Source organism: Sporofaciens musculi (assembly GCF_009830285.1).
Lineage (GTDB): Bacteria > Bacillota > Clostridia > Lachnospirales > Lachnospiraceae > Sporofaciens > Sporofaciens musculi.
This window is the reverse complement of record NZ_WUQX01000001.1, coordinates 3,675,189-3,696,102: the sequence shown is the minus strand read 5'-3', so window position 1 is coordinate 3,696,102 and position 20,914 is coordinate 3,675,189. Positions and strand designations below refer to the sequence as shown.

The 20,914-nt window shown below is 43.3% G+C and carries 22 protein-coding genes and 2 pseudogenes; 13 read left to right on the top strand and 11 right to left on the bottom strand.

The window, feature by feature from the left end; translation table 11 throughout:
* The first annotated feature begins 4 nt into the window (after positions 1 to 4).
* Complete coding sequence (locus GN277_RS18800) at positions 5 to 550, top strand: DUF3879 family protein (protein WP_159752610.1); 546 nt, start codon at positions 5 to 7, stop codon at positions 548 to 550.
* 22 nt (positions 551 to 572) lie between these two features.
* On the top strand, positions 573 to 1,283 hold the full coding sequence (locus tag GN277_RS18795) for a hypothetical protein (RefSeq protein ID WP_159752608.1): 711 nt from the start codon (positions 573 to 575) through the stop codon (positions 1,281 to 1,283).
* 26 nt (positions 1,284 to 1,309) lie between these two features.
* Here GN277_RS18795 and GN277_RS18790 read toward each other — a convergent pair whose 3' ends face one another.
* Both GN277_RS18790 and GN277_RS18785 read right to left on the bottom strand, forming a co-directional pair.
* Complete coding sequence (locus GN277_RS18790) at positions 1,310 to 2,218, bottom strand: IS3 family transposase (protein WP_159752606.1); 909 nt, start codon at positions 2,216 to 2,218, stop codon at positions 1,310 to 1,312.
* Positions 2,215 to 2,547, bottom strand: coding sequence for a transposase (locus GN277_RS18785; protein ID WP_159751627.1), 333 nt, complete (start codon positions 2,545 to 2,547; stop codon positions 2,215 to 2,217). The genes GN277_RS18790 and GN277_RS18785 overlap by 4 nt, the downstream gene beginning before the upstream one ends.
* Positions 2,548 to 2,579: 32 nt before the next feature.
* Here GN277_RS18785 and GN277_RS32200 point away from each other — a divergent pair, with 32 nt between their 5' ends.
* On the top strand, positions 2,580 to 2,711 hold the full coding sequence (locus tag GN277_RS32200; RefSeq protein ID WP_408641675.1) for a winged helix-turn-helix transcriptional regulator: 132 nt from the start codon (positions 2,580 to 2,582) through the stop codon (positions 2,709 to 2,711).
* Positions 2,712 to 2,916: 205 nt separating this feature from the next.
* On the opposite strand, the gene GN277_RS18775 is transcribed toward GN277_RS32200, so the two are convergent.
* The 5 genes from GN277_RS18775 to GN277_RS18750 form a co-directional block, all read right to left on the bottom strand.
* Positions 2,917 to 3,582: a YczE/YyaS/YitT family protein gene (locus GN277_RS18775; protein ID WP_159752604.1), complete on the bottom strand. Its 666-nt coding sequence runs from the start codon at positions 3,580 to 3,582 to the stop codon at positions 2,917 to 2,919.
* Positions 3,575 to 4,006, bottom strand: coding sequence for a MarR family winged helix-turn-helix transcriptional regulator (locus GN277_RS18770; protein ID WP_159752602.1), 432 nt, complete (start codon positions 4,004 to 4,006; stop codon positions 3,575 to 3,577). The genes GN277_RS18775 and GN277_RS18770 overlap by 8 nt, the downstream gene beginning before the upstream one ends.
* A 453-nt stretch (positions 4,007 to 4,459) precedes the next feature.
* Positions 4,460 to 5,203, bottom strand: a complete 744-nt coding sequence (locus GN277_RS18760) for a hypothetical protein (protein WP_159752598.1) — start codon at positions 5,201 to 5,203, stop codon at positions 4,460 to 4,462.
* Between the two features lie 44 nt (positions 5,204 to 5,247).
* Positions 5,248 to 5,895, bottom strand: a complete 648-nt coding sequence (locus tag GN277_RS18755; RefSeq protein WP_159752596.1) for a YesL family protein — start codon at positions 5,893 to 5,895, stop codon at positions 5,248 to 5,250.
* A 16-nt stretch (positions 5,896 to 5,911) separates the two neighbouring features.
* Positions 5,912 to 6,982, bottom strand: a complete 1,071-nt coding sequence (locus GN277_RS18750; RefSeq protein ID WP_159752594.1) for a LacI family DNA-binding transcriptional regulator — start codon at positions 6,980 to 6,982, stop codon at positions 5,912 to 5,914.
* 413 nt (positions 6,983 to 7,395) lie between these two features.
* Here GN277_RS18750 and GN277_RS18745 point away from each other — a divergent pair, with 413 nt between their 5' ends.
* The 4 genes from GN277_RS18745 to GN277_RS18730 all read left to right on the top strand — a co-directional run bounded on the left by GN277_RS18745 (position 7,396) and on the right by GN277_RS18730 (position 12,617).
* On the top strand, positions 7,396 to 8,346 hold the full coding sequence (locus GN277_RS18745) for an ABC transporter permease (RefSeq protein WP_159756932.1): 951 nt from the start codon (positions 7,396 to 7,398) through the stop codon (positions 8,344 to 8,346).
* 15 nt (positions 8,347 to 8,361) lie between these two features.
* On the top strand, positions 8,362 to 9,264 hold the full coding sequence (locus GN277_RS18740) for a carbohydrate ABC transporter permease (protein WP_159752592.1): 903 nt from the start codon (positions 8,362 to 8,364) through the stop codon (positions 9,262 to 9,264).
* 148 nt (positions 9,265 to 9,412) lie between these two features.
* Entirely contained in the window at positions 9,413 to 11,059 is a 1,647-nt protein-coding gene (locus tag GN277_RS18735) for an extracellular solute-binding protein (RefSeq protein ID WP_159756929.1), read from the top strand.
* A 76-nt stretch (positions 11,060 to 11,135) separates the two neighbouring features.
* Positions 11,136 to 12,617 carry a glycoside hydrolase family 32 protein gene (locus GN277_RS18730; protein WP_159752590.1) on the top strand — a complete coding sequence of 494 codons (1,482 nt, stop codon included), beginning with the start codon at positions 11,136 to 11,138 and terminating at the stop codon, positions 12,615 to 12,617.
* A 321-nt stretch (positions 12,618 to 12,938) separates the two neighbouring features.
* Here GN277_RS18730 and GN277_RS18725 read toward each other — a convergent pair whose 3' ends face one another.
* The gene (locus tag GN277_RS18725; protein ID WP_159752588.1) at positions 12,939 to 14,306 is read right to left on the bottom strand and encodes a hypothetical protein; all 1,368 of its coding nucleotides are present in this window, start codon (positions 14,304 to 14,306) and stop codon (positions 12,939 to 12,941) included.
* A 533-nt stretch (positions 14,307 to 14,839) separates the two neighbouring features.
* Positions 14,840 to 15,289, bottom strand: coding sequence for a helix-turn-helix domain-containing protein (locus GN277_RS18720; RefSeq protein WP_244324785.1), 450 nt, complete (start codon positions 15,287 to 15,289; stop codon positions 14,840 to 14,842).
* Between the two features lie 432 nt (positions 15,290 to 15,721).
* On the opposite strand from GN277_RS18720, the pseudogene GN277_RS32195 reads away from it, so the two are divergent.
* From GN277_RS32195 to GN277_RS18705, 3 genes and pseudogenes are all read left to right on the top strand, one after another.
* A pseudogene (locus GN277_RS32195) lies at positions 15,722 to 15,989 on the top strand (hypothetical protein); the annotation flags it as partial.
* A pseudogene (locus GN277_RS30985) lies at positions 15,986 to 16,120 on the top strand (deoxyribose-phosphate aldolase); the annotation flags it as partial. The pseudogenes GN277_RS32195 and GN277_RS30985, both read left to right, overlap by 4 nt.
* A gap of 21 nt (positions 16,121 to 16,141) precedes the next feature.
* Entirely contained in the window at positions 16,142 to 16,558 is a 417-nt protein-coding gene (locus GN277_RS18705; RefSeq protein ID WP_159752584.1) for a cytidine deaminase, read from the top strand.
* Between the two features lie 121 nt (positions 16,559 to 16,679).
* On the opposite strand, the gene GN277_RS18700 is transcribed toward GN277_RS18705, so the two are convergent.
* Positions 16,680 to 16,955, bottom strand: coding sequence for a barstar family protein (locus GN277_RS18700; RefSeq protein ID WP_159752582.1), 276 nt, complete (start codon positions 16,953 to 16,955; stop codon positions 16,680 to 16,682).
* 2 nt (positions 16,956 to 16,957) lie between these two features.
* Complete coding sequence (locus GN277_RS18695; protein WP_159752580.1) at positions 16,958 to 17,542, bottom strand: ribonuclease domain-containing protein; 585 nt, start codon at positions 17,540 to 17,542, stop codon at positions 16,958 to 16,960.
* A gap of 193 nt (positions 17,543 to 17,735) precedes the next feature.
* Here GN277_RS18695 and GN277_RS18690 point away from each other — a divergent pair, with 193 nt between their 5' ends.
* The 3 genes from GN277_RS18690 to holA are packed head-to-tail and all read left to right on the top strand — an operon-like array spanning position 17,736 to position 20,914.
* Positions 17,736 to 18,875: an acyltransferase family protein gene (locus GN277_RS18690; RefSeq protein WP_159752578.1), complete on the top strand. Its 1,140-nt coding sequence runs from the start codon at positions 17,736 to 17,738 to the stop codon at positions 18,873 to 18,875.
* A gap of 44 nt (positions 18,876 to 18,919) precedes the next feature.
* Positions 18,920 to 19,933, top strand: coding sequence for an alpha-hydroxy-acid oxidizing protein (locus tag GN277_RS18685; protein WP_159752576.1), 1,014 nt, complete (start codon positions 18,920 to 18,922; stop codon positions 19,931 to 19,933).
* Between the two features lie 3 nt (positions 19,934 to 19,936).
* Positions 19,937 to 20,914: a DNA polymerase III subunit delta gene (gene holA, locus GN277_RS18680; protein ID WP_159752574.1), complete on the top strand. Its 978-nt coding sequence runs from the start codon at positions 19,937 to 19,939 to the stop codon at positions 20,912 to 20,914.

Here is a 20,914-nt window from a genome sequence, read left to right as displayed (position 1 = left end):
GGATATGAATATCAGCAGTAACAATCTGAGAGGGCTTTCGCAGTATTCCCTTTTGAATAAACTGTTTTCGCAGAAGAATGGAAATAAAACAAGTACATCTAACCAGATGAGTGCTGCTATTAGCGGAGGGGTAAAGCATAAGCACAGCAATTTATATTATGATGAGAACGGTATTCCATGGATGTCAAAAGAGCAGGCGGACAGATGTATATCGGGGAGAAGTGACTGGAAAAAAATTGTGTCTGTGTCAGATGAAGTAAAAGCAGAACTGGCAGAGGTGGTAAAACAGGATTTTATCAGCACTAATGGAAAGAGCATACCGGAAGGAACCAGGAGAAACGATGTCATCAATAAGTATTTAAACAATCTTCCTTCAAAACAGCGCAGTTCTGCTTCGTGGACATTGGACAGAATGGCAGGGGATTATGGCAGCCGTTTAGAGGCATTGGTTAAACAGAACAATCCGGGATGGAAGCCGGGTGACGCTTTTGACACAAGTATTTTAGACCAGCTTGACGGGATGCTCGGCGGAGTGGATTTCAAAGCATAAGTTTAGAAATGGAGGATTTGATATGTCAGTAAACGTAGAGGGATATACAAGCCAGGCCAGTGCAGCAAGCGGATGGTATCAGAATAGCAGAGTGGCCAGTCCGCAGGAGAAGGAAAAGGATGCGCCGCAACCGAAGGCGGACAATGCGGTGAAAGTTTCCATTTCGCAGGAGGGAATTGAGAACTATCGGAAACAGACCCGTGAAAAAGGGATATCGGGCAGGGTTGTTGCAAAAGGGAACAAGGAGAGCGTTATAAGGCAGGCAAAACAGGCCACAAGCGCACTGTCTGCAAACGCTTATGGCGGCGAACTGGCAGGGGAGCTGAAAAAGCTGAAAGGGCAGAGGACAGGAAGCGCATACGGCATTGCAGACGAGCTGGAGGATTCCGTCAGGGCTTATGCGAACCTTTATGATGCGATTGTGCAGGGCTACCAGGACGGCACAAGGGAGCGTTATGTGGAGGATGAAAATTCAGAGACGGGTTTCCGCAAAATGACAATGGAAGAAGAATTAAGCGGGCTTGACCGGGCATTCCAGAAGATGGCGGACAGGGCGGATGCTAAGGAAATGATTGAGGGCGAGTTTAAGAGGCTCAGAACTGAAGGAGGGAAAGGACTTTCCTCAAAAAACAATAAAAAGCCGCAGGGTACAGATGGGAATACCCCAGAAACAGCCGGAACGAAAATGAAAAGGCTGGCGCAGGAATGGAGTGATATTGTCAATATTAGTTGACACATTTTTCTCAAGGGTATCACTGCCTATGCCGCCAGTTCCAAAGCCTCATAATACTGCCTGCGTTTTATCATAGGAGGAAGTCCGCCATTTGCAGAGCAGATCCTTCGGTTATTCCAGTAGCTGAGGAAGTATCTCCAAATGTGTACCTTTAATTCCTCTACAGTCATTTGTTTTGTGTCATGGCGGTCGTACAGAAGTTCCGTCTTCATTCTGGCCCACATACTTTCACAGCGTGCATTATCATGGCAGCGTCCTCCGGCACTGTTCATGCTTTGATGGATATGGTGTTCCAGGATGGTCTTCCGGTAACACTCACTGGTATACTGTGTTCCCCGGTCACTATGGATCACTGCGCCTTCCAGTGCAGGGTAAGCTGTCAGGGCATTCCTCAATGTTTGGATACACAAATCTGCTTTCATATTTGTTCCCATTGCAAGACCGAGAACGCTAAGATCAAAGCAGTCAAAAATCGCAGATACATACAGTTTCCCATTGGACGCTGGAATCTCCGTGATATCTGTGATGCATTTTTCCAATGGGGCATCCGCACGGAAATCCCTCCTTAAAAGATCGTCTGATTTCATCGCTTCCCGATCCGCTTTTGTAATTCCGTTCGGTTTGCGCTTTGGACGGTGGCCCAGGCCAATCCGATCCATGACCCTGTACACAGTCCTCTCACTGGGGATATGTACTCCCTTCGGCTGCTTTAGCAGCAACGCCTGACACATCCGGATCCGTCCATAAGTATCATTGCATTCATCCTCGCTGATGATTTCTTTCATGGCATCCGCCAGATCCTGGTACTTCCAGGGACGGTCTTTGTTCGCGAGATATTTATAGAAGCCTTGCCGGCTGACACCAAGCATCCGGCAATAAAATGAAATTTTTCTGGTAATCCTGCCGTCCTCTGTTTTCAAAGCCAGGAATATCATCCTCTGGTTTTTGCTGACTTGCGACGGCTGGCGGCGAAAAAAGCGCTGGCTTCCTCCAGAAATTCGTTTTCTTCTTCCAGACGTCGGATTTCTTTGTCCTGCTCCTTAACCCGCTTACGCAGCATGGTAATTTCTTCTGACAGGCTCATTGCACTGGCAGGGGTATGGGAACCTTCCCCAATGTCTAACTTACCGGCTCTTACGGCTTTCAGCCATGTATGGATGGTTCCTTCAGGGATTCCTAATTCTTTAGCAGCCTTAGCGCCGCCGATTTCTTTGGCAAGTTTTACTGCCTGTACTTTGTATTCATGGTCATATTTACGTGCCACTTTGAATACCTCCTTATTCTCTTGGTTTTATTATGAAATCCTTGAGAATAAGCTGTCAACTTTTTTATACCACATCAGAATATAGCTTGACAGAACGTGGGAAATCGCTCATTCCTATATTAGATGGGATGTGTGAATGGGGAGATAAAAACAGACTGCCATAAATTCCTATCGTGAATCCAATACACCCAAAAACTCATACCTTAATGGACGAAGTCCACCAGCCCGCAGGGCATGTATTTCGGTGTGCCCTTTGGGTATACTTGGGTGCATTGGATCAAATTGTGGTACGCAAGCCAGATTGGACATTCTTCTGTCAAGTATGGACTAAAAAAATGCTGGATGAATACAAAGCAGAAACTCTCTGTCTTAGCCAGTTGATTGGTGAGATAAGACAGCATTTACAGGGGCTTTCAGATTACTGCAAAAAAATTTTACCACTATTCCGGTAAACAAAGCAGAAATAATAGTGCCCTCCCTTGTCCCCACAACAGTAAAATCAAAAAACAGTAAAGATAAAGCGATAGCTATAATAACATAAAAAACATCAAATGCGATTTTCACATTTCCAAAATCCTTGTCCAGTGTATCTGAAACTGCTTTTACAAAGGCTTCGCCGGAATTCATAATGACATCCGCAATAACAGAAAGAGAGATGCCAAAACCAAGAACTAAAATTCCAATAATCACCATAATAATACGCACCAGATATGAATTTGCCGGAATAAATGACATCAGCCACATTCCAAAATCAGTGAACCAACCAAATACAAAAGACAGTGGAATTTGCAGCAACTGTATGAGCTGGAATTTTCTGCGAAGTATGAAAATCTGCCCAACTATCAACACACAATTCCAGATAATAAGCCATGTTCCCAAAGAAAGCGAGGGAAACTTATAACTCATGACATTTGCCACGGAGGAAATAGGTGATACTCCCAATTCACCATGTTTTGTAAATGCCACGCCTAAAGCAGAAAAAAAGAGGCTGATTATAAATAGTATATACCGCTTTGCAATTTCACTTTTACTCATCACTGACCTCTCCCTGTATATTTTTACTTATTCTCATTAAAAAAGCAGTAAGCATTTCCTTCTCTTCTTTGCAGAAATCCTTAAGCGTCTTTTCTTCCATTGTCCTAAAAGTTGACTCTACCTGCTTTGCAAGCGACCTCCCTTCATCCGTCAGATATATATAGATACTGCGTCGGTTTCCATTGAGATTCTTCCGTAAAATATAACCCTTCTTCTCCATCCCATACAATACCGATGTCATGGTTGCTGGTTCAATGTGGCAGGCGCTGGCAATTTCTTTTTGAACAACACCATCATGATACAATAAATAATCAAGAATCTTTGGCTGTCCTGGAGTCAGATTTGTTTCTTTAACACCGGCAAGAAAGGCTTTCTGGAACAATAAATAGTCTGTCATAAGCAAATAGTGTAATGATTCTTCCATATTCTCCTCCTTTAATAAGCTTTCAAACAATTAGTTTTCAAACAAATTATATACGAAAGAAAATATTTGTCAAGAAATAACTGAAATTATAGCATTTTAGGCTCTGGCTGTTGTTTCCATAAAAGAACCTGCAGTGCATACAGCTTCTTAAATCTTTTTCCAATTTTACCTGTGCCGCAATCATTCCATCCGGTTTTGGAGCGTTCTGCATCCTTACATGAATTGCCGTCCAATAGCTCTGATTAACACGTTTCTAATCAGTCACATTAGCCAGTAATTTTGTCCATTGACGGTTCCATTTCCATTCAATTCTTCCCATCATCAGGTGAAGGCGAAAGTGAATAATGAATAAACTGTTCCTGATTAATTGGCCTTTTTAAAGCGACAGCCCCGTTTTTCCATGTCATCGGGGATGTTGGGGAAGCGGTAGAATTATAATGTTTTATGTATAATTTACGGACGTGTCTGCGAATATAGATATCTGATATAGTTCACCGCCATATCTGTGCGCGGCGAATTGCCGATTACACCAAGAAATACGTCGTCTTCAAATCCGGCCTGTTTAAAAAGACCTTTCTGTGATACATTAAGCCCCATAGGATATTCGCTTGAGACAGCATGGTAAGACAGAGAATCATCCGTCAGCAGATCCTCAGAATTATCCTCTGATATGACTTTGTTAGTGACGAGATATGGCTTTAATTCCGCAAAATCGCCGGGAGCCGAAGCCCGAAGCAGTTCTTCCAGATTAACCAGATATCCATTCTGGGAGAATGCATCGAAAACCTCCTTGTTCATAAGGACTACATCCAGTTGTTCGCCGTCGATAGAGGCAAGGAGCTTGATGCGGGAGGAGGAGGCGTATTCGTGGTTGGGGTCATTAGGATTATTGGTCAGATATAATCCTGTATATAACTGAAGATCATGCTTGTCAGGGTTCTTATTGGAATAATCCAGAAAGCCGTCGCTCAGTTGTCCGGTAAGTTCTTCTCCGGCAGATATATTGATAAGTCCGGTATAAAGGAGAGTATCTTTTTCTCCAAAATGCCCGCAGATGGTATAGCCGATGATATAGAAAAAAATAAGGGCGACGGCGATGGGGAATTTATAATAATCCCAGACATACTGCACCTTCTGCTTTCTGCGAAGGTTCTTCCAATATTCTTTTTTTTCAGATGTAGTCGTTTTAGATTTCATATAGATTCCCCTCTGATTCAAAGATTTTGATGGTATCTCTTAATTTATGATACTTCGGATGCGGCTTCATTGTGTTCTTCCGTCTTTTCTTCGCATAACGCCAGAATATTGGACAGCAGATGGGAGCAGAGCAATGCGCAGAGGCCCTCCCCGAAGATGACGGCCGGAGTAAAGATGCGGATTACAACCAGAAGCATGGCAAAATAAATAACAGCCATCAATACGGTACAGAACAGAAAACGGAGACCGATAAACAGTGCGTTTTTGAACATGGCGCCAACCGTATTATCGAATCTGGCAAGAAGAGGGAATATATACATTAGGACGATGGCATAGGCAGCTCCCGTTACAAAGAACACTGCCGTACAAAGGGTCCAAAATATGTTTTCGAACCGCAGATGATACAGTACATAACCGTCAATGCCAAGAACAATGCCAAGAAACAGGAGGATTAGCCATATGATTGTCGCCTGCTTCAGATTCTCCCTAAAAGAATGGAAGAATGCTTTCGTGAGATTGCCTTCTTCGTTTTTTGACATTTTAAGTGTGACATAGAAAAGAGCGGTGGTGGATGCACCGATCGTTACAACGGGAATACAGCAGATAAACCATAAAATGTTCAAATATACACTGTAAACAATTTTATTGATAAATTGCAGAACAGGACCGTCCAGATTAAATAAATTACTCATAATTTTCCTCCTAAGATTAGTTTTCTGTGGATTCCCGATAGATCAAGGTCGTCTCCGTATGCACCGTGCGGTAATTCAAGGACGGTTCGTTGATACGGGACATCAGCAGGTTTACGGCAGAGAATCCCATGATCTGGCTGTGTATATGGATGGTTGTAAAGGCGGGTGTAACGATTCTCGATTCGGGAGAGTCGTCAAATCCGCACAGGTATATATCGTCCGGGACAGAATGACCCAGTTTTTTTAATACCTGCAGCGCATCCAGAGCAATAAAATCATTGGCGCATATAAAAACTTCCGGCAATTGGCTAAGCTTCTGAAAGCTTTCTGTCAGATATCCATGGTAATCTGCAGAGGATGGTCGTCGGATTCCTTCTTTGTTCCGTATGATGCTGTATTCATCCGGGCAGGAAAGCCCCATCAGATACATGGCATTACGATAAGCCATATACCGCTCGAAGAAGGACTGGCAGTGCATGTATTCCCCGATGAATCCGATGCTTGTTTTTCCTCTGTCTGCCATCTCCTTTATAAATGAATAGATACCTGATTGATTATCCATGGACAGAACGTCTGCTTCCAACGGTTCTTCCAGACGGGTCACCGGCGTGTCTACAAATAAAATCGGCAGTCCCATGCTGCAGAGCATTTTGTCATATTCGTAATCAAACATCTCGACACAGACGATGCCGGCAGTCCGTTCCGGAGAAAAAGAGGTGGGAAGATTCCGGTTCTCTAATTCTTCCGTAAGTACTCTGTGCATGGTAATGCTGTATCCCAGTCCGGCAAGCTCTTTCTGGAACTTATCCAGCATAACAAGTGCAAAATGAGAGCCTCCTACAAAATCTGTAAGAAACAATGCAATCTCGGTCTTCTCTTTTGGAGCCGGGATCGAAAGCATGGGGATTCCGGCGTTGGCGGCCGTTACATATGAAAACTGCTTATACCCCATCTCCATTGCTTTTTTTAAGACCTTGTCTCTGGTGGCGTCGGCAAGAATGCCGGTGTTGTTGATCGCTTTCGAGACGGTATTGCGGGAAATGCCAAGCTCATCGGCGATGTCTTGAATGGTAACTCGTGTACCCATATTCTCCTCCTTCTACATGATTCTTTTATATGGTTTTACATAATTTCTTAGCATGATTGTTTATCTTGACTTTGTATGGTTAAGTGGTGTGTTGTTTATATTATAATGCACAAATAATTATGTGTCAAATGTAAAAATATAAAAATTTGGAGATTTTATTTCTAATAAAACACAGACAAATATATTGTTCATAATGTATATCTAATTTAAAATGTAAAAATAAAAATATGCAAATAGCAAAAACATATTGACCAAATATAAAATTAATGATATAAATATAATATGCAAATCTCAAACTAATGTAAAATATATATTTTACAAATGCACAAAATAGTCAAAGAAAGGAGACTGAAGCGGGAAATAGGAGTAAAGATGTGCAGAAGATGAAGGGATTTGAGAGAAAGGAGGAAATTATGACAACTAATTCAAAAACTGTTTCAAATGGAAAACAGGGAAGCAAGGATACCGGATTTCACAATACGCTGGTGTATATCAGGCAGCACTGGCAGCTTTATCTGATATTCCTAATGCCGGCATTATTGCTGACGCTGATTTTTAAGTATGCGCCTATGAGCGGTATACTGATTGCTTTTCAAGATTACAATCCGTTTAAGGGAGTCTCGGGAAGCGAGTGGGTAGGATTTAAGCATTTTACAAGATTCCTGTCATCCCCCGACTTCATGAGGTATCTTGTAAATACATTGAAGTTAAGTGTATACAGCCTGTTGTGGGGGTTCCCGGTTCCAATTATACTTGCGCTTTTGCTGAACCGGATTCAGAGCGCGGGTATTAAGAAAAAAATTCAGTTAGTGCTTTATCTTCCGAACTTTGTGTCAGTAATCGTACTTTGTGGTATCGTGCGGATATTCCTTTCTGTGACAGGACCTGTGAACCTGCTGCTTGGAACCGACATTAATTTCATGACCATGCCGGAGGCGTTCCGATCCATCTATATCATCAGCGGTATCTGGCAGGGGGCCGGCTGGGCGTCTATCATGTACACGGCGTCCCTGTCCAACGCAAGCCAGGAACTTCGGGAGGCTGCGGTTATGGACGGCGCGAATATCCTGCAGCAGATCCGGACGGTAGAATGGCCGGCAATAAAAGATATGGTTGTGATCCAGTTCATCCTTCAGGCAGGAAACATCATGAGCATCGGTTTTGAGAAAGCCTATGCATTGCAGACGGACCTGAACCTTCCCGCGTCTGAGATTATTGCTACATATGTATACAGAAAAGGTCTGATCGACGGTGATTACAGCTTTTCAACCGCAGTAGGCCTGTTTAATACCGTGATTAACGTCATCCTTCTGATCGTCGTAAATAAGATCGTGGCGAAGATGAATGACGGACAGGGAATCTAAGGAGGTGCATGCAAGGTGAATAAGAAAAAGAGTTTATTTACAAGATATTCGAGACAGGATAAGGTGTTGCTGACGGTCGGATATGTGCTGCTGGGACTGTTTGTGATTGCGATTATTGTACCGATGATATATATTATTGTTGCATCCTTCATGGATCCCATTACACTGCAGAACAAGGGAATTACCTTTGATTTCAGCAAATGGACGACGACTGCTTATGAACGTGTCATGACGAACGGCCAGATCTGGATCGGATTTAAAAATGCGATTATTTATTCCGTAGTGTTTACGGTTGTGTCTGTAGTAGTGACGCTTCTGGCAGCCTACCCGCTGTCAAGGGCAGATTTCAGAGGAAAAGGATTCTTCAATGTTATATTCATGATCACTATGTTTTTTGGAGGCGGCTTGATTCCTACATATTTGATCGTAAGTAATCTGGGGCTTGTGGACAGCATGTGGGCAGTGATCCTCCCAGGCGCTTTCAGCGTGTGGAATATGACCATTGCGCGGACCTACTACAGAGGAATCCCGCAGGAACTTCGTGAGGCGGCGGATGTAGACGGGGCAAGCGAGCTGACGTTTTTCTTCAAGATCCTGCTTCCGGTGTGTACGCCTGTCATCGCCGTTCTCGTACTGTGGCAGTTTGTCGCCATGTGGAACAGCTACTTTGACGCAATGATCTACTTAAACGATTCTGCAAAACAGCCTCTGCAGCTTGTCCTGCGTTCCATCTTGATCCAGAACCAGCCGGAATCCGGTATGATTGCAGATATGCAGAGCACGGCGGCGCGGGCGCAGCTTGCAGAGCTTCTGAAATACGCAACCATTATTATTTCCAGTTTACCGCTTCTGATCATGTATCCGTTCTTCCAGAAATATTTTGACAGCGGAATCATGGCCGGCGCCGTAAAAGGATAAGCGGAATTGCTTGCTTGAATGGTTGCAGACGGTTATAATAAGAAGGAGGCAGACGATGAGAAATAGATTGAGTGACAGATTGGGAAATGGATTCGGATATAAGTCCGGACGCAGGTATGGAAAGCGAACCGCGGCCTTAGCGCTTACAATGTGCATGGCGGTTTCCCTTGCAGGATGCGGAGGTAAGGTAAAGATTAATGACGGTACATTCCGGCCGGTGGATGAGGCGGAGTTGGAATTTCCGCTTAAGGAAAAGACGACTCTGACGGGTATGATCAGTTATCCGGCAAATACGGAATCAGAGCCGAATAACCGGACGATTTTTAAGCGTCTGCAGGAGCAGACCAACGTGGAGATTGACTGGACGGCGATACAGTCCGATCAGTGGCCGGATAAGATCTCCTTGAACATGTCCGATCCAAATAAGCTGACGGACTTTATCTTTTCGGCGGATTTTACAGACAGCAATCTGTTGAAATATGCGGATTATGGTGCGATTATCCCGGTGGAGGAATATATTGACGCCTATATGCCGAATCTGAAAGCGGCTTTTGACAAATATCCGGAATACCGGACGATGTGTACGGATGTAAACGGGCATATCTGGGCTTTGCCCTGGATCGAGCAGCTTGGTTCCGGCAAGACGGCAATACAGAGCGTCGGGAACATGAGCTTTATCAATAAGAAATGGCTGGATTTTCTGGATCTTGAGATTCCGGAGACGGTGGATGAATTCGAAGATGTACTGATTGCATTTCGGGACAATGCGTCAAAGCTTCAAAAGAAATTCGGGATTGAAGGGAGCATTATTCCCATGTCCTGTATGGTGAATAGTGGTAACGAGGATATGGGAATCCTGATCAATGGTTTCGGTGAAGGATACGGGGACGTTGATAAGGATAAGAATAATGGAAGACATATTGTGGTGACGGATGATCAGGAAGTGATCTGCTGCGCCACGCAGGAAGGCTATAAAGAAGGAATCGAGTGGCTGCATAAGCTGTACGAGGAAGACCTGATCGATCCGGAGGCATTTACGCAGGAATGGTCTACCTATGTATCCAAGGGTAAGTCCGGGCGTTACGGCGTATGTTTTAGCTGGGATGTAGGGAACATCGACAACTTGAAGGACTGGGTTCCGCTTCCGGTCCTGACGGCAGATACGCGGAACCTGACGCCTGAGAACGGCTCATTCACCAGCGGATTCAACCGGGGACGCTGCGTGGTAACCTCTGTGGCAGAGAATCCGGCGCTGGTATGCGCATGGCTGGATCAGATGTATGCGCCACTGCAGTCTCCGCAGAACAACTGGGGAACATATGGTGAGGACGATGATTTTGATATCTTCGAGATGGGCAAGAATGCCGACGGTGAGGATATGTTAAAGCATGCGCCGTTAGGCGACGCGTCCCCGGTAGAGGTAAGGGAGGCGGAAGCGGTAGGAGGCCCGCTTGCCATTCTGGATGAATATTATGACGTGTATGTGACCTGTCCGGACGATGCGCAGTACCGTCTGGACTGGATCAAGGAGTACTATACGCCTGATATGAATAAGGAGTATGTATATCCGAATATTTTCATGAGCCGAGAGGATACGGAGAGGTTCTCGAATCTGCAGGCGGATATCCATAAGGAGATCAAAGCGAAGAAGGCGGATTGGATCATGAATGGCTTTACGGATAAGGATTGGGAAAAATATCTGGATAAGCTTGAGGCGTATGGGTTGAGCGAATATCTGGAATTGTTCCAGGGATATCTGGATTCGTATAATGCAAGTATAGCGGAGAATAAATAGAGTAATGCCCTTGGGTATGTTAATATCCTGACTGCTGTATGCTGGTATATAATTAGAATGAAAGGAAGAAATATTTATGACAAGTCAGACATTACGTGAAGCGCGAAAATATGAAGAAGCTTCCGGAAAGTTAATCAGAGAAGAGGAGCGTCCCGATTTCCACCTGACTCCACGTACAGGCTGGATGAATGACCCCAATGGCTTTTCTTACTATAAGGGTCAGTACCACATGTTTTACCAGTATTATCCCTATGAATCGAAATGGGGTCCCATGCACTGGGGGCATGCGGTGAGTAACGACCTGCTTCATTGGGAATATCTTCCTTGTGCTCTGGCGCCGGACGAAGCGTATGACAGGGACGGATGTTTTTCCGGAAGTGCGGTTGTGCTCCCGGACGGAAGGCATCTGCTGATGTATACCGGTGTGTTAAAAGAGCATGAGGAACGCGATATCTACAGGGAAGTGCAGACGCAATGTATTGCCGTAGGCGACGGGGTTGATTATGAAAAGTATGAGCAGAATCCTGTGATTGGTGAAAAGGATATCCCTGAGGGCAGCAGCAGGTTTGACTTCCGCGATCCCAAGATGTGGAAGAAGGCGGACGGAACCTATGCATGCGTCGTAGGGAACCGTCCGGCGGACGGAAGCGGGCAGATCTTGCTGTATAACAGCGCTGATGGATTTCACTGGAAGTTTAAAAGCGTGCTGGCGTCCAACCACGGACGGTTTGGGAAGATGTGGGAGTGCCCGGATTTCTTTGAGCTGGACGGGAAATGGGTGTTGCTGACAAGCCCGCAGGATATGCTGCCGCAGGGATTTGAATACCATAATGGCAATGGGACGCTCTGTATGGTCGGTGATTATAACGAGGAAGACGGCGCATTTATTGAAATGCATAACCAGTCCGTTGACTATGGGATTGATTTTTATGCTCCGCAGACCGTATTGGCGCCGGATGGACGCCGGATCATGATCGGCTGGATGCAGAACTGGGATTCCTGCAGCATGCGTTCGCCGGAAGATCCGTGGTTTGGCCAGATGAGCCTTCCAAGGGAGCTGTCTCTGAAAAACGGCAGGCTGTACCAGAGACCGGTCAGGGAACTGGATGCAATGCGGCATGGTAAAGTAGAGTATACGGATGTTGCGGTATCGGGAGTCGTAAAGCTGGATGGTATGAAAGGCAGAAGAGTGGATATGGAGCTGGCCGTCCGTCCGGTTGACGGGGAAGATCTGTATCAGAAATTCGCCGTCCGCTTTGCGCAGGAGGATACATGCTATACTTCCTTGAGTTTCCGCCCGCGGGAGTCGATCCTTAAGGTAGACCGGAAATTCTCCGGTTCCAGAAGAGCCATTATCCATCAGCGGCGCGCTCTGGTCAATAATCCGAACGGTGAGCTGAGATTAAGAATTATATTGGACCGTTTTAGCGTGGAAGTCTTTGTCGGCGACGGAGAGCAGGTGCTGACGGCTACCATGTATACGAAGCAAGAGGCGGATGGAATCTCATTTTTTGCAGATGGAACGGCAAATATAGATGTTGTGAAATATGAGCTATAATGTAATGAAATAGAACGGTTGTTATGAATATCGGGTAGGAGGCTACCCATTAGTTGAGCAACCGACCTCCCACACCATATTGCGTGTCCAGATTGATACAATTTTTGAGTGGGGGCAATCGTTTTTACATTTACTGCAAATGCCCGAAAATCAACACTTTTCAGAAAGGCAGATGCACCCATACATAGGCGGCTATCGTTTTCTTAGTTGGAATTGTTGCACTTTCGATATTTCTTAGTGTAAAAAATAACGATAGCCTGTTTTTGAGAGGGGCTATCGTTATTTTTTGCACCCACAAAATAATCACCTATAACTAAATATTTATAAAATCAGATCAATTGCTTGTATTATTAAATTGTCCTCTATTTTCGCTTGTTTCATAATCATAATGTATATATAAACTCTAGCCAAGGTGTATGCATACACATGAATGTTTTCTATTTCTTCTAAACTATTGTGCATAAGCAAATTTCTCATTTTAGCAAATTTACTTGACATTTCATCTATTTCCTCTTGTTTCAAGTGAAATCTCATCAATACACGATTTCTATAATTAACAGTCAATTTATCAAATTTCGTTTGACAATGTTCAAATTTTTCTCCTAAACCAAAATCTAATAATTTTATCATATCAGCATATTTCTTGAATTCCTTACGTTTTTTTGAATCAGCCCCTTTATATTCTTCATCCTTTTTCTCTATAAATTGAAGAAATTCTTCCTTAACTTCATTTGCCTTTTCAGAATATTCCGTTTTTGCATTTGGAAATACATAATTAAAAACAGATTCAAAACTTGTACAGCAAATCATATATGATTCAGGTGTTACATATTTTCCGCTTTTTATATTTTTAGGTATAAATAACAAATTCAAATCTTTTTTATTTACAATTTGAATAAGGTCATTTATATGAGCAAAAACAAAATAATACCCGATGATTTGATTTATATCCACAATATCCTCTTTATCTAATTCGTTTATATGTGTATATGCTACTGGAGCAATCTTTCCCTCATCATTTATTTTCCCTAAATTTATCTCTCCAAGCCTAATATTTTCCCGAAAATTTACAAAGACCATCAAATTATATATCCACATATAAATTGTTCTAAAATATATCACATCTATCTTTTCTTTAAAGCATAGCCGTAGTATAGATCTTGGTTTTCCTAAATTATAATCTATTTGCATATAAATAGGTTCCCCTGGCAGGGTAACACTAAGTAAAAGCGTAGCTTTTTTTCCATCAATTTCAACTTCACATTCTTTACTTATCTCATCAAACGGTTTTAGTTTTATTTCACCTCCACCTCCATTGAAATAATCATAGCAAGTGTTTTCTTCATCAATAATATGGTTTGGTCTATAAAAGTAGTCAATTATCCCACCTTTAAATGTCATTGTATCAAAATATCGTTCATTACCATCAAAACACACAAACCCAGATGGTTTTGCAATATATCCCGAACGATTTACTTTCAAAGAACAATTCAAAAAGAAGATTCTTTCAAAACCTATTGTTGTTCCTTCCAGAATTTCTAAATAAATATTTTTATTTGCCAAAGAATCATATGACTTAATTGAACTTTGTTCCTTTGGCACGAGCTGTAATAATTCTCCATCATAAGTAAAAATATAACATTTTTCTTCCAGCTCCATATAACCGCTTTGCATTTTACTTTTGGGCATTATAATTACTCCTTCTAAAATAATATAAATCCGATTTGCTATACACTATCAACATCAAAATTATACCTCAATTCTTCGCAAATTTCCATACACAGCAGTACCCTATTTCCACGCACAGAAAAAGCGGCCGGAGGCATCTGGCACAAACCCGATACCCCGGCCGCTTCCGGCTTTAAATCGCCGTACTAACTTCCACTCCGTTACGGAAAGTGAAAACTACCCTGCCGTCTGAATAGACCGTTACACCGTAAATATTCGTCAGAAAATTTTCCGACAGCCCGCCATAGGAAAAACAATGCAAGAAGGAAACAGATAACGGCGGGAATCCAGCTTTTAAACAAAGAAATCCCTGCCATACATAGGAAGCACACGCAGATTATCGCGGAGCTTCTCCGCTTTTTGACGACGGCTTTTATTATTTCATCCTTCTGCCGTATCCGGCTCACATCTGCATGGATGCCGGATTTTACACTTGCCTCAAATTGTGAATAATCGACCATTTTTTCCTCCGTTTCTTACGTTTCTATAGATTGCTAATATTTTTTATAGATATATTCAGTAAAAATTCGATAAAAACAGTATATAATCCAGACCACCCAGGTTATTTCCCACTTGTGTGATATTACAGAAATCATCAAATAAAGAACAGCAACAGTAATAGCAATCATCCAATTCGTTATTTTTTTCTTCTTGGTTATTTCATTAGCTGATAGTTTTACAACATCTGACAACAGACTTTCATACTCGTTATCAACGCTGTTTTCTGTTCTTTCGCCTTTGAATAATTCTGCTATGGTAATCCCTAGGGATGCAGCTAATGGTTCAATAAGAGATACATCTGGAAATCCGATACCTCGTTCCCATTTTGAAACAGCTGCACTTGATACTCCCAATTCATTCGCTAAATCCTGCTGCGTTCGATTTTGTTCTTTTCTGATAGCAGCAATTAGGCTGCCTGTTTTTTGAGCGTTCAATATTTTCACCTTCTTTCTGATTTTATAATATCACGAGAAACACCATATTCAAGAAACGCTCCGTTGAAATGTTAAACGCTGTGTTGGATTTATGCAAAAATAACTTCCCCTTCTACAATCCCCCTTGCACAAGCATGTATGTTATTCATACTTCCTGTCTGTTCTGTATTCAAATAAAGCAAAAATTAAAAGAAACTAAACATGACAGCAATAAATTTTCTGTTTTTTAAATCTTAATTATCTTAAATATTAAATCTTTTTACTTATTATTATCTATTGCCAGAATAATTTTGTTTCTCCCAGTACAACTTCCCGTTTGTTGTTACGTTCAGTTTAGCATATTCATAGAATATCTACAAGATTCCGTGTATAATAAGCAATAAGGTGCTGTATTGGAATCGATGGATTTCTTTATTGATGGTTGGAGAAATGGCGCTGGAGTATGTAAATGAAATGGAAAAATTTGACGAGAAGCTGGGAGAATTGCTGAGTCTTCTAAAAGAAGATGACTTATTGATTATAACGGCCGACCATAGAAAAGATCTTACTCATACGGGAATAGATCATACAAGAGAAAAAAGTTCCTTTCCTTGCATATTGGCCCGCTATGAGAGATAATGGTAAATTAGAAGAAGATAATACATTCACTGTGATTGGAGCTACGATTGCAGTACAACGGCAGCAAAAGTTTTTGAAGCAAAAGACGTGAAAGTAAAAGCGGCAGGCGGAATCGCTACACTTGACGACGCAGAGAAATTTATAAGCCTTGGAGCAGAAAGGCTTGGAACAAGCAGATTAATTAAAATTATACAAAATGCTGACAATGGTTTTGGTTACTAGATTTATTGGGAGGATTATGAGATGACGAACGCAGAATTAATTTTAGAAGCAAAAAAAGCCAGAGAACGCGCGTATGTACCCTATTCACATCATAGCGTGGGAGCGGCACTTGTAACAAAAAGCGGAAAAATCTATCATGGATGCAACATTGAAAACGCTGCATATGGACCGACAAACTGTGCAGAGAGAACAGCATTCTTTAGGGCTGTGTATGAAGGAGAAAGGGAATTTACCAAGATTGCCGTTGTAGGCGGAATGAAAGGGACAGACGGGAATACGCTGTGCGCTCCATGCGGCGTCTGCCGTCAGGTAATGATGGAATTCTGTAATCCAAAGACATTCAAGATTGTTTTGGCAAACGGAGAGGACAAGCAGGTGGAGTATACATTGGAAGAATTACTCCCGCTTGGTTTTGGACCGGATAATCTTGACAAATAATAGATTCTTAAGACAATCAATATATCTATGTTGAAAAACCGCAAAATCCATCGGGATATCGACAGATTTTGCGGTTTTTTCAATTCCAGATACCTTGTTACGTTTTTAGGACATCCTGATTTTAGTCCGGTTCAACCACATAATGTATCTTATTATTTTCCTCTGATGATGCGGCGAGTACATTCAGAAATGCGGCGGCATAATTCCCCAAATGTAAGGTGAGGTCATTTTCGTTTTGAATCCGAATCCATACCTCCTCCTGCACATCTGTGAGGCAGTCATGCAGAGCGTCCAGATTCCTTCCATACCAGCTCGGAAGCACCGGAAGCTCTGCCAAGATTTCATGCAGCATTTCCCTGTCCGTAATCAGTTTACCGTTTAAAATACATGTGCACATGTTCAGTCTTCTCCATATAAAAGTTCAAAGGATTCATAATGATCCTCTGTATAATAGATCAGGCCGTCGTTGGAAAATACGATTCGCTTCGCGCCGCGCTTGTCAGCCCCCAAGGTGTCGATATCGCATTCCGTATATGTCCGGCCTTCCTTCTCCGGTAAAATTCCCTCATAATTGCCGAAATGGCTGCCGCCAATGCATTTGCCCGGTGCATAGGGTTCTAAGGAGCCGCCTTGCCAACCCAGTTTTTCGGCGTCCTTTTTTGTTATAAAATTGGACGGAAGATGTCCATAGATATGGATATATTGTGCTACGTCATCTTTACTGCTGTATACTCCGTCCTCCGCCGGTTCTGACGCTTCTTCTGGCGGCGTATCCGGTTCTGACGCTTCTTCTGGCAGCGTATCCGGTTCACTTTCCACAGTCTTGCTAACAGCAGTATCCCCTGTATTCCCGTTATCATTTTCTTCTACTGCGCCGCATCCGGTTATTGTCAGTACAAAGATTAATAAAGAAGCCAGAAAATATTGCAGCCATTTTTTTGATTTTACATGATTCTTAATGTGGTTCTCTAAAATATGTTTCATAATTAATACACCCTCCTAATTTATACTATAACATACGTCGGAAACCCTTGCTATAAAAAATCATTGAATAATAGATATTAAAAACCTTGTAAAAGTAAAACTTCTACATTATACTAAGTCTATCGGATAGCACACAGGTGAGCCTGGGCGTATTAAAGAGGCGGCAGGACAAGCAGAAGAAAGGGTCAAAAGAATGGGGAAGGAGACCGCGGTTTCGTCAAATACGAAGATTGAAGCATTCCAGGGTTTGCGAACCATCGCATTGGCAGGAATCATTTTCTACCATTATAATAATCCTGGTTTGTCCACGTATGCGGCATGGTCAGTCAGCATGTTTTTCATGTTAAGCGGTTATCTGAACGGTATATCCTGGTCTAATGGAAAACATCCTCCAAAGGACTTAAAGAGCAGTATCTTTTATATGCTGCGCCACATAAAGAAGTTGTACCTGCTGCATATTATCATGACCCTTCTGTGTATCCCTGTTTCCGGAATCCCTGAGCAGATACGCCAAAGCGGTCCGTCGGGTCTTCTGTTCTGGGGTCTTGTATTTCTGATGAGTGTCACCCTGACGAAATCCCTGTATCCAAAGTATTACTGGGGATTTAACGGTGTTTCCTGGTTTTTGTCCGCCTATGCAGTCATCAGTCTTTTGACGCCTGTGCTGCTTCATAAGACAGCGCATATGTTGGAGAATAAAAAGTTCAAGACAGCGCTTAAAGCTATATTTGCCATATGGATATTACAGTTTAGCTATTGTTTTCTGATTGGGCGGACGGACTGGAATGTAGAATACTGGATTTATATCTTCCCTCTGTCGCGTCTGGGAGAGTATATGACTGCAATGATTGTGGGAATGTTTACCCAGAGGGTATTTTGTGACGCGTGTTCCTGTAAGGATGACAGGCTTTCATCGGCAGAGGCCGGTTTATCGCTGCCATTTGGGAAAATATCCGGAATTTCGGGCATAATCTTTGGAATCGTGATTGCCATGCTGATTTTCTTTGTGTCCATACCGGAATGGCTAGTGAGGAGTGTAGTGTGGATTATCCCCAATACTGTACTTTTATGGAGTCTGCACAGCTCTAAGGGAATCCTCACCAGAAGCTTGTCTTTAAGGCCGCTTGTAATATTGGGAAACGATTCCGCGTATATGTTTTTAATCCATCCGGTAATCTACGGTTATTTTGCATATTTCGGGCTGACGGGCAGCAGTACAGCCAGCCGTATCTTTGTGATGGTTTTAAATTATTTCATTACATTTGCCTTGGCAGAAGCGTTCCGACGGCTGACAGGCAGATGGAGTTATAATATAACCAAGGGCACACCGTAAGGCATACCCTTCGGGTATAAAAAAGAAAATGGAGGAAAAGAAAGATGTTATATGAAGAAGTATTAGCAAATGCAAGAACCTGTGTAGGAGAGATCTGCAAGGCGTGTCCGGTTTGTAATGGAAAGGCGTGCGGCAGTAAGATTCCGGGGCCTGGCGCAAAAGGAACGGGAACCGTGGCGATTCGGAATTACAATAAATGGCAGGAGATTTTCGTGAATATGGATACAATCTGTGAGAATAAGCCTGTGGATACTTCCCTTAACTTATTTGGGAGGACTTTTAAGGCGCCGATTTTTGCCGCGCCAATAGGCGCCATGAAGCTTCATTATGGCGATAAATATGACGATTTGGAATACAATGATATTCTGGTATCAGCCTGTGCAGATGCGGGGATAGCCGCATTTACGGGAGACGGGACCAATCCGGCAGTTATGGAGGCTGCGACAAAGGCTATCGGGAAAAAGGACGGAACCGGAATTCCGACGGTGAAGCCCTGGGATATCAACACATTGAAGGAGAAGCTGGCCTTGATTAAGGAGTGCGGTTCTTTTGCTGTTGCAATGGATATCGACGCCGCAGGGCTTCCGTTTTTGAAGAATCTGACTCCGCCGGCAGGAAGCAAGTCTGTGAAGGATTTAAAAGAGATTGTGGATGCGGCAGGGGTGCCGTTTGTAGTGAAAGGAGTCATGACTGTAAAGGGCGCTCTTAAGGCAAAGGAAGCCAATGCCTCGGCAATCGTTGTGTCGAACCACGGCGGACGGGTGCTTGATCAGTGTCCGGCAACGGCAGAGGTGCTGGAGGAGATTGCCGACGCAGTAGGAGACCATATGAAGATTTTCGTTGACGGTGGAATCCGCTCCGGAGTGGACGTATTCAAGGCTCTTGCGCTTGGCGCAGATGCGGTTTTGATCGGGCGTCCATTCGTGACTGCCGTATATGGCGGGGCGGCAGAAGGGGTGAAGGTTTACACCGCGAAGCTGATTTCCGAGTTGGAGGATGCTATGGCTATGTGCGGCGCACATTCTCTGGAGGAGATTACGAGAGATATGGTAAGGTAGTCCATGAAGAGTCTGAATGAAGATATCAAATCCGGACAGTTTAAGAGCGTCTATCTCCTGTACGGGGAGGAGACGTATCTGAAGAAGCAGTACAAGGACCGGATGACAAAAGCCGTGGTTTCGGACGGGGATACCATGAATTATGCATATTATGAGGGAAAAGGAATCAATCCGGCGGAGATTATTGATCTGGCGGAGACCATGCCGTTTTTTGCTAAGAGGCGGCTGGTGGTGGTGGAGAATTCCGGTTTTTTCAAGAATGCCACGCCGGAGATGGCGGACTATATTAAGGCCATGCCAGATACCGTATGTATTCTCTTTATTGAAAATGAAGTAGACAAGCGGGGAAAGATGTACAAGGCTGTGAAGGATAAAGGCCGGATCGTGGAGATGGGGCGTCAGGACGAGAAAACGCTGCTCTACTGGATTGCGGGCAATGTAAAGAGAGAGGGGCGGCAGATTAAGGAATCTACCGCCCGCTATCTGGTGTCCAAGACAGGTACGGATATGGAGAATCTGGAAAAGGAGTTGGAAAAGTTATTTTCTTACACATTGGGTCAGAACGAGATTACTGCTGCAGATATCGACGATATCTGTACGACCCAGATTTCCAATAAGATTTTTGATATGATTGAGGCGGTTGCGGCGAAAAAGCAAAGACTGGCTTTGAATTACTATTACGATCTGCTTGCGTTAAAAGAGCCGCCAATGCGGATTCTCTATCTTTTGACGCGCCAGTTTAAACTTCTGTTGGAAGTAAAGGATTTGATGGGGAGGGGAAACGATAAGTCCCAGATTGCAAAGACGGCGAAACTCCATCCCTTTGTTGCGGGGAAGTACATGCAGCAGAGCAGGACGTTTACCAAGGCAGAGCTTCGTAATATTATGGAGGAGGCTGCCAATATGGAAGAAATGGTGAAGACAGGGCGGCTGAATGATGTGATGAGCGTGGAGATATTTATCGTAAAATTCAGCGCGTAG

What these genes read in the sequence shown, in the direction of transcription:
- GN277_RS18755 (WP_159752596.1), bottom strand. Translation starts at nt 5,895, where the DNA reads ATGAGTAATTTATTTAATCTGGACGGTCCTGTTCTGCAATTTATCAAT.
- GN277_RS18750 (WP_159752594.1), bottom strand. Translation starts at nt 6,982, where the DNA reads ATGGGTACACGAGTTACCATTCAAGACATCGCCGATGAGCTTGGCATT.
- GN277_RS18760 (WP_159752598.1), bottom strand. Translation starts at nt 5,203, where the DNA reads ATGAAATCTAAAACGACTACATCTGAAAAAAAAGAATATTGGAAGAAC.
- GN277_RS18685 (WP_159752576.1), top strand. Translation starts at nt 18,920, where the DNA reads ATGTTATATGAAGAAGTATTAGCAAATGCAAGAACCTGTGTAGGAGAG.
- GN277_RS18730 (WP_159752590.1), top strand. Translation starts at nt 11,136, where the DNA reads ATGACAAGTCAGACATTACGTGAAGCGCGAAAATATGAAGAAGCTTCC.
- GN277_RS32200 (WP_408641675.1), top strand. Translation starts at nt 2,580, where the DNA reads ATGAAATCCTTGAGAATAAGCTGTCAACTTTTTTATACCACATCAGAA.
- GN277_RS18705 (WP_159752584.1), top strand. Translation starts at nt 16,142, where the DNA reads ATGACGAACGCAGAATTAATTTTAGAAGCAAAAAAAGCCAGAGAACGC.
- GN277_RS18800 (WP_159752610.1), top strand. Translation starts at nt 5, where the DNA reads ATGAATATCAGCAGTAACAATCTGAGAGGGCTTTCGCAGTATTCCCTT.
- GN277_RS18690 (WP_159752578.1), top strand. Translation starts at nt 17,736, where the DNA reads ATGGGGAAGGAGACCGCGGTTTCGTCAAATACGAAGATTGAAGCATTC.
- GN277_RS18770 (WP_159752602.1), bottom strand. Translation starts at nt 4,006, where the DNA reads ATGGAAGAATCATTACACTATTTGCTTATGACAGACTATTTATTGTTC.
- holA (WP_159752574.1), top strand. Translation starts at nt 19,937, where the DNA reads ATGAAGAGTCTGAATGAAGATATCAAATCCGGACAGTTTAAGAGCGTC.
- GN277_RS18745 (WP_159756932.1), top strand. Translation starts at nt 7,396, where the DNA reads ATGACAACTAATTCAAAAACTGTTTCAAATGGAAAACAGGGAAGCAAG.
- GN277_RS18790 (WP_159752606.1), bottom strand. Translation starts at nt 2,218, where the DNA reads ATGATATTCCTGGCTTTGAAAACAGAGGACGGCAGGATTACCAGAAAA.
- GN277_RS18700 (WP_159752582.1), bottom strand. Translation starts at nt 16,955, where the DNA reads ATGTGCACATGTATTTTAAACGGTAAACTGATTACGGACAGGGAAATG.
- GN277_RS18695 (WP_159752580.1), bottom strand. Translation starts at nt 17,542, where the DNA reads ATGAAACATATTTTAGAGAACCACATTAAGAATCATGTAAAATCAAAA.
- GN277_RS18735 (WP_159756929.1), top strand. Translation starts at nt 9,413, where the DNA reads ATGTGCATGGCGGTTTCCCTTGCAGGATGCGGAGGTAAGGTAAAGATT.
- GN277_RS18775 (WP_159752604.1), bottom strand. Translation starts at nt 3,582, where the DNA reads ATGAGTAAAAGTGAAATTGCAAAGCGGTATATACTATTTATAATCAGC.
- GN277_RS18795 (WP_159752608.1), top strand. Translation starts at nt 573, where the DNA reads ATGTCAGTAAACGTAGAGGGATATACAAGCCAGGCCAGTGCAGCAAGC.
- GN277_RS18725 (WP_159752588.1), bottom strand. Translation starts at nt 14,306, where the DNA reads ATGCCCAAAAGTAAAATGCAAAGCGGTTATATGGAGCTGGAAGAAAAA.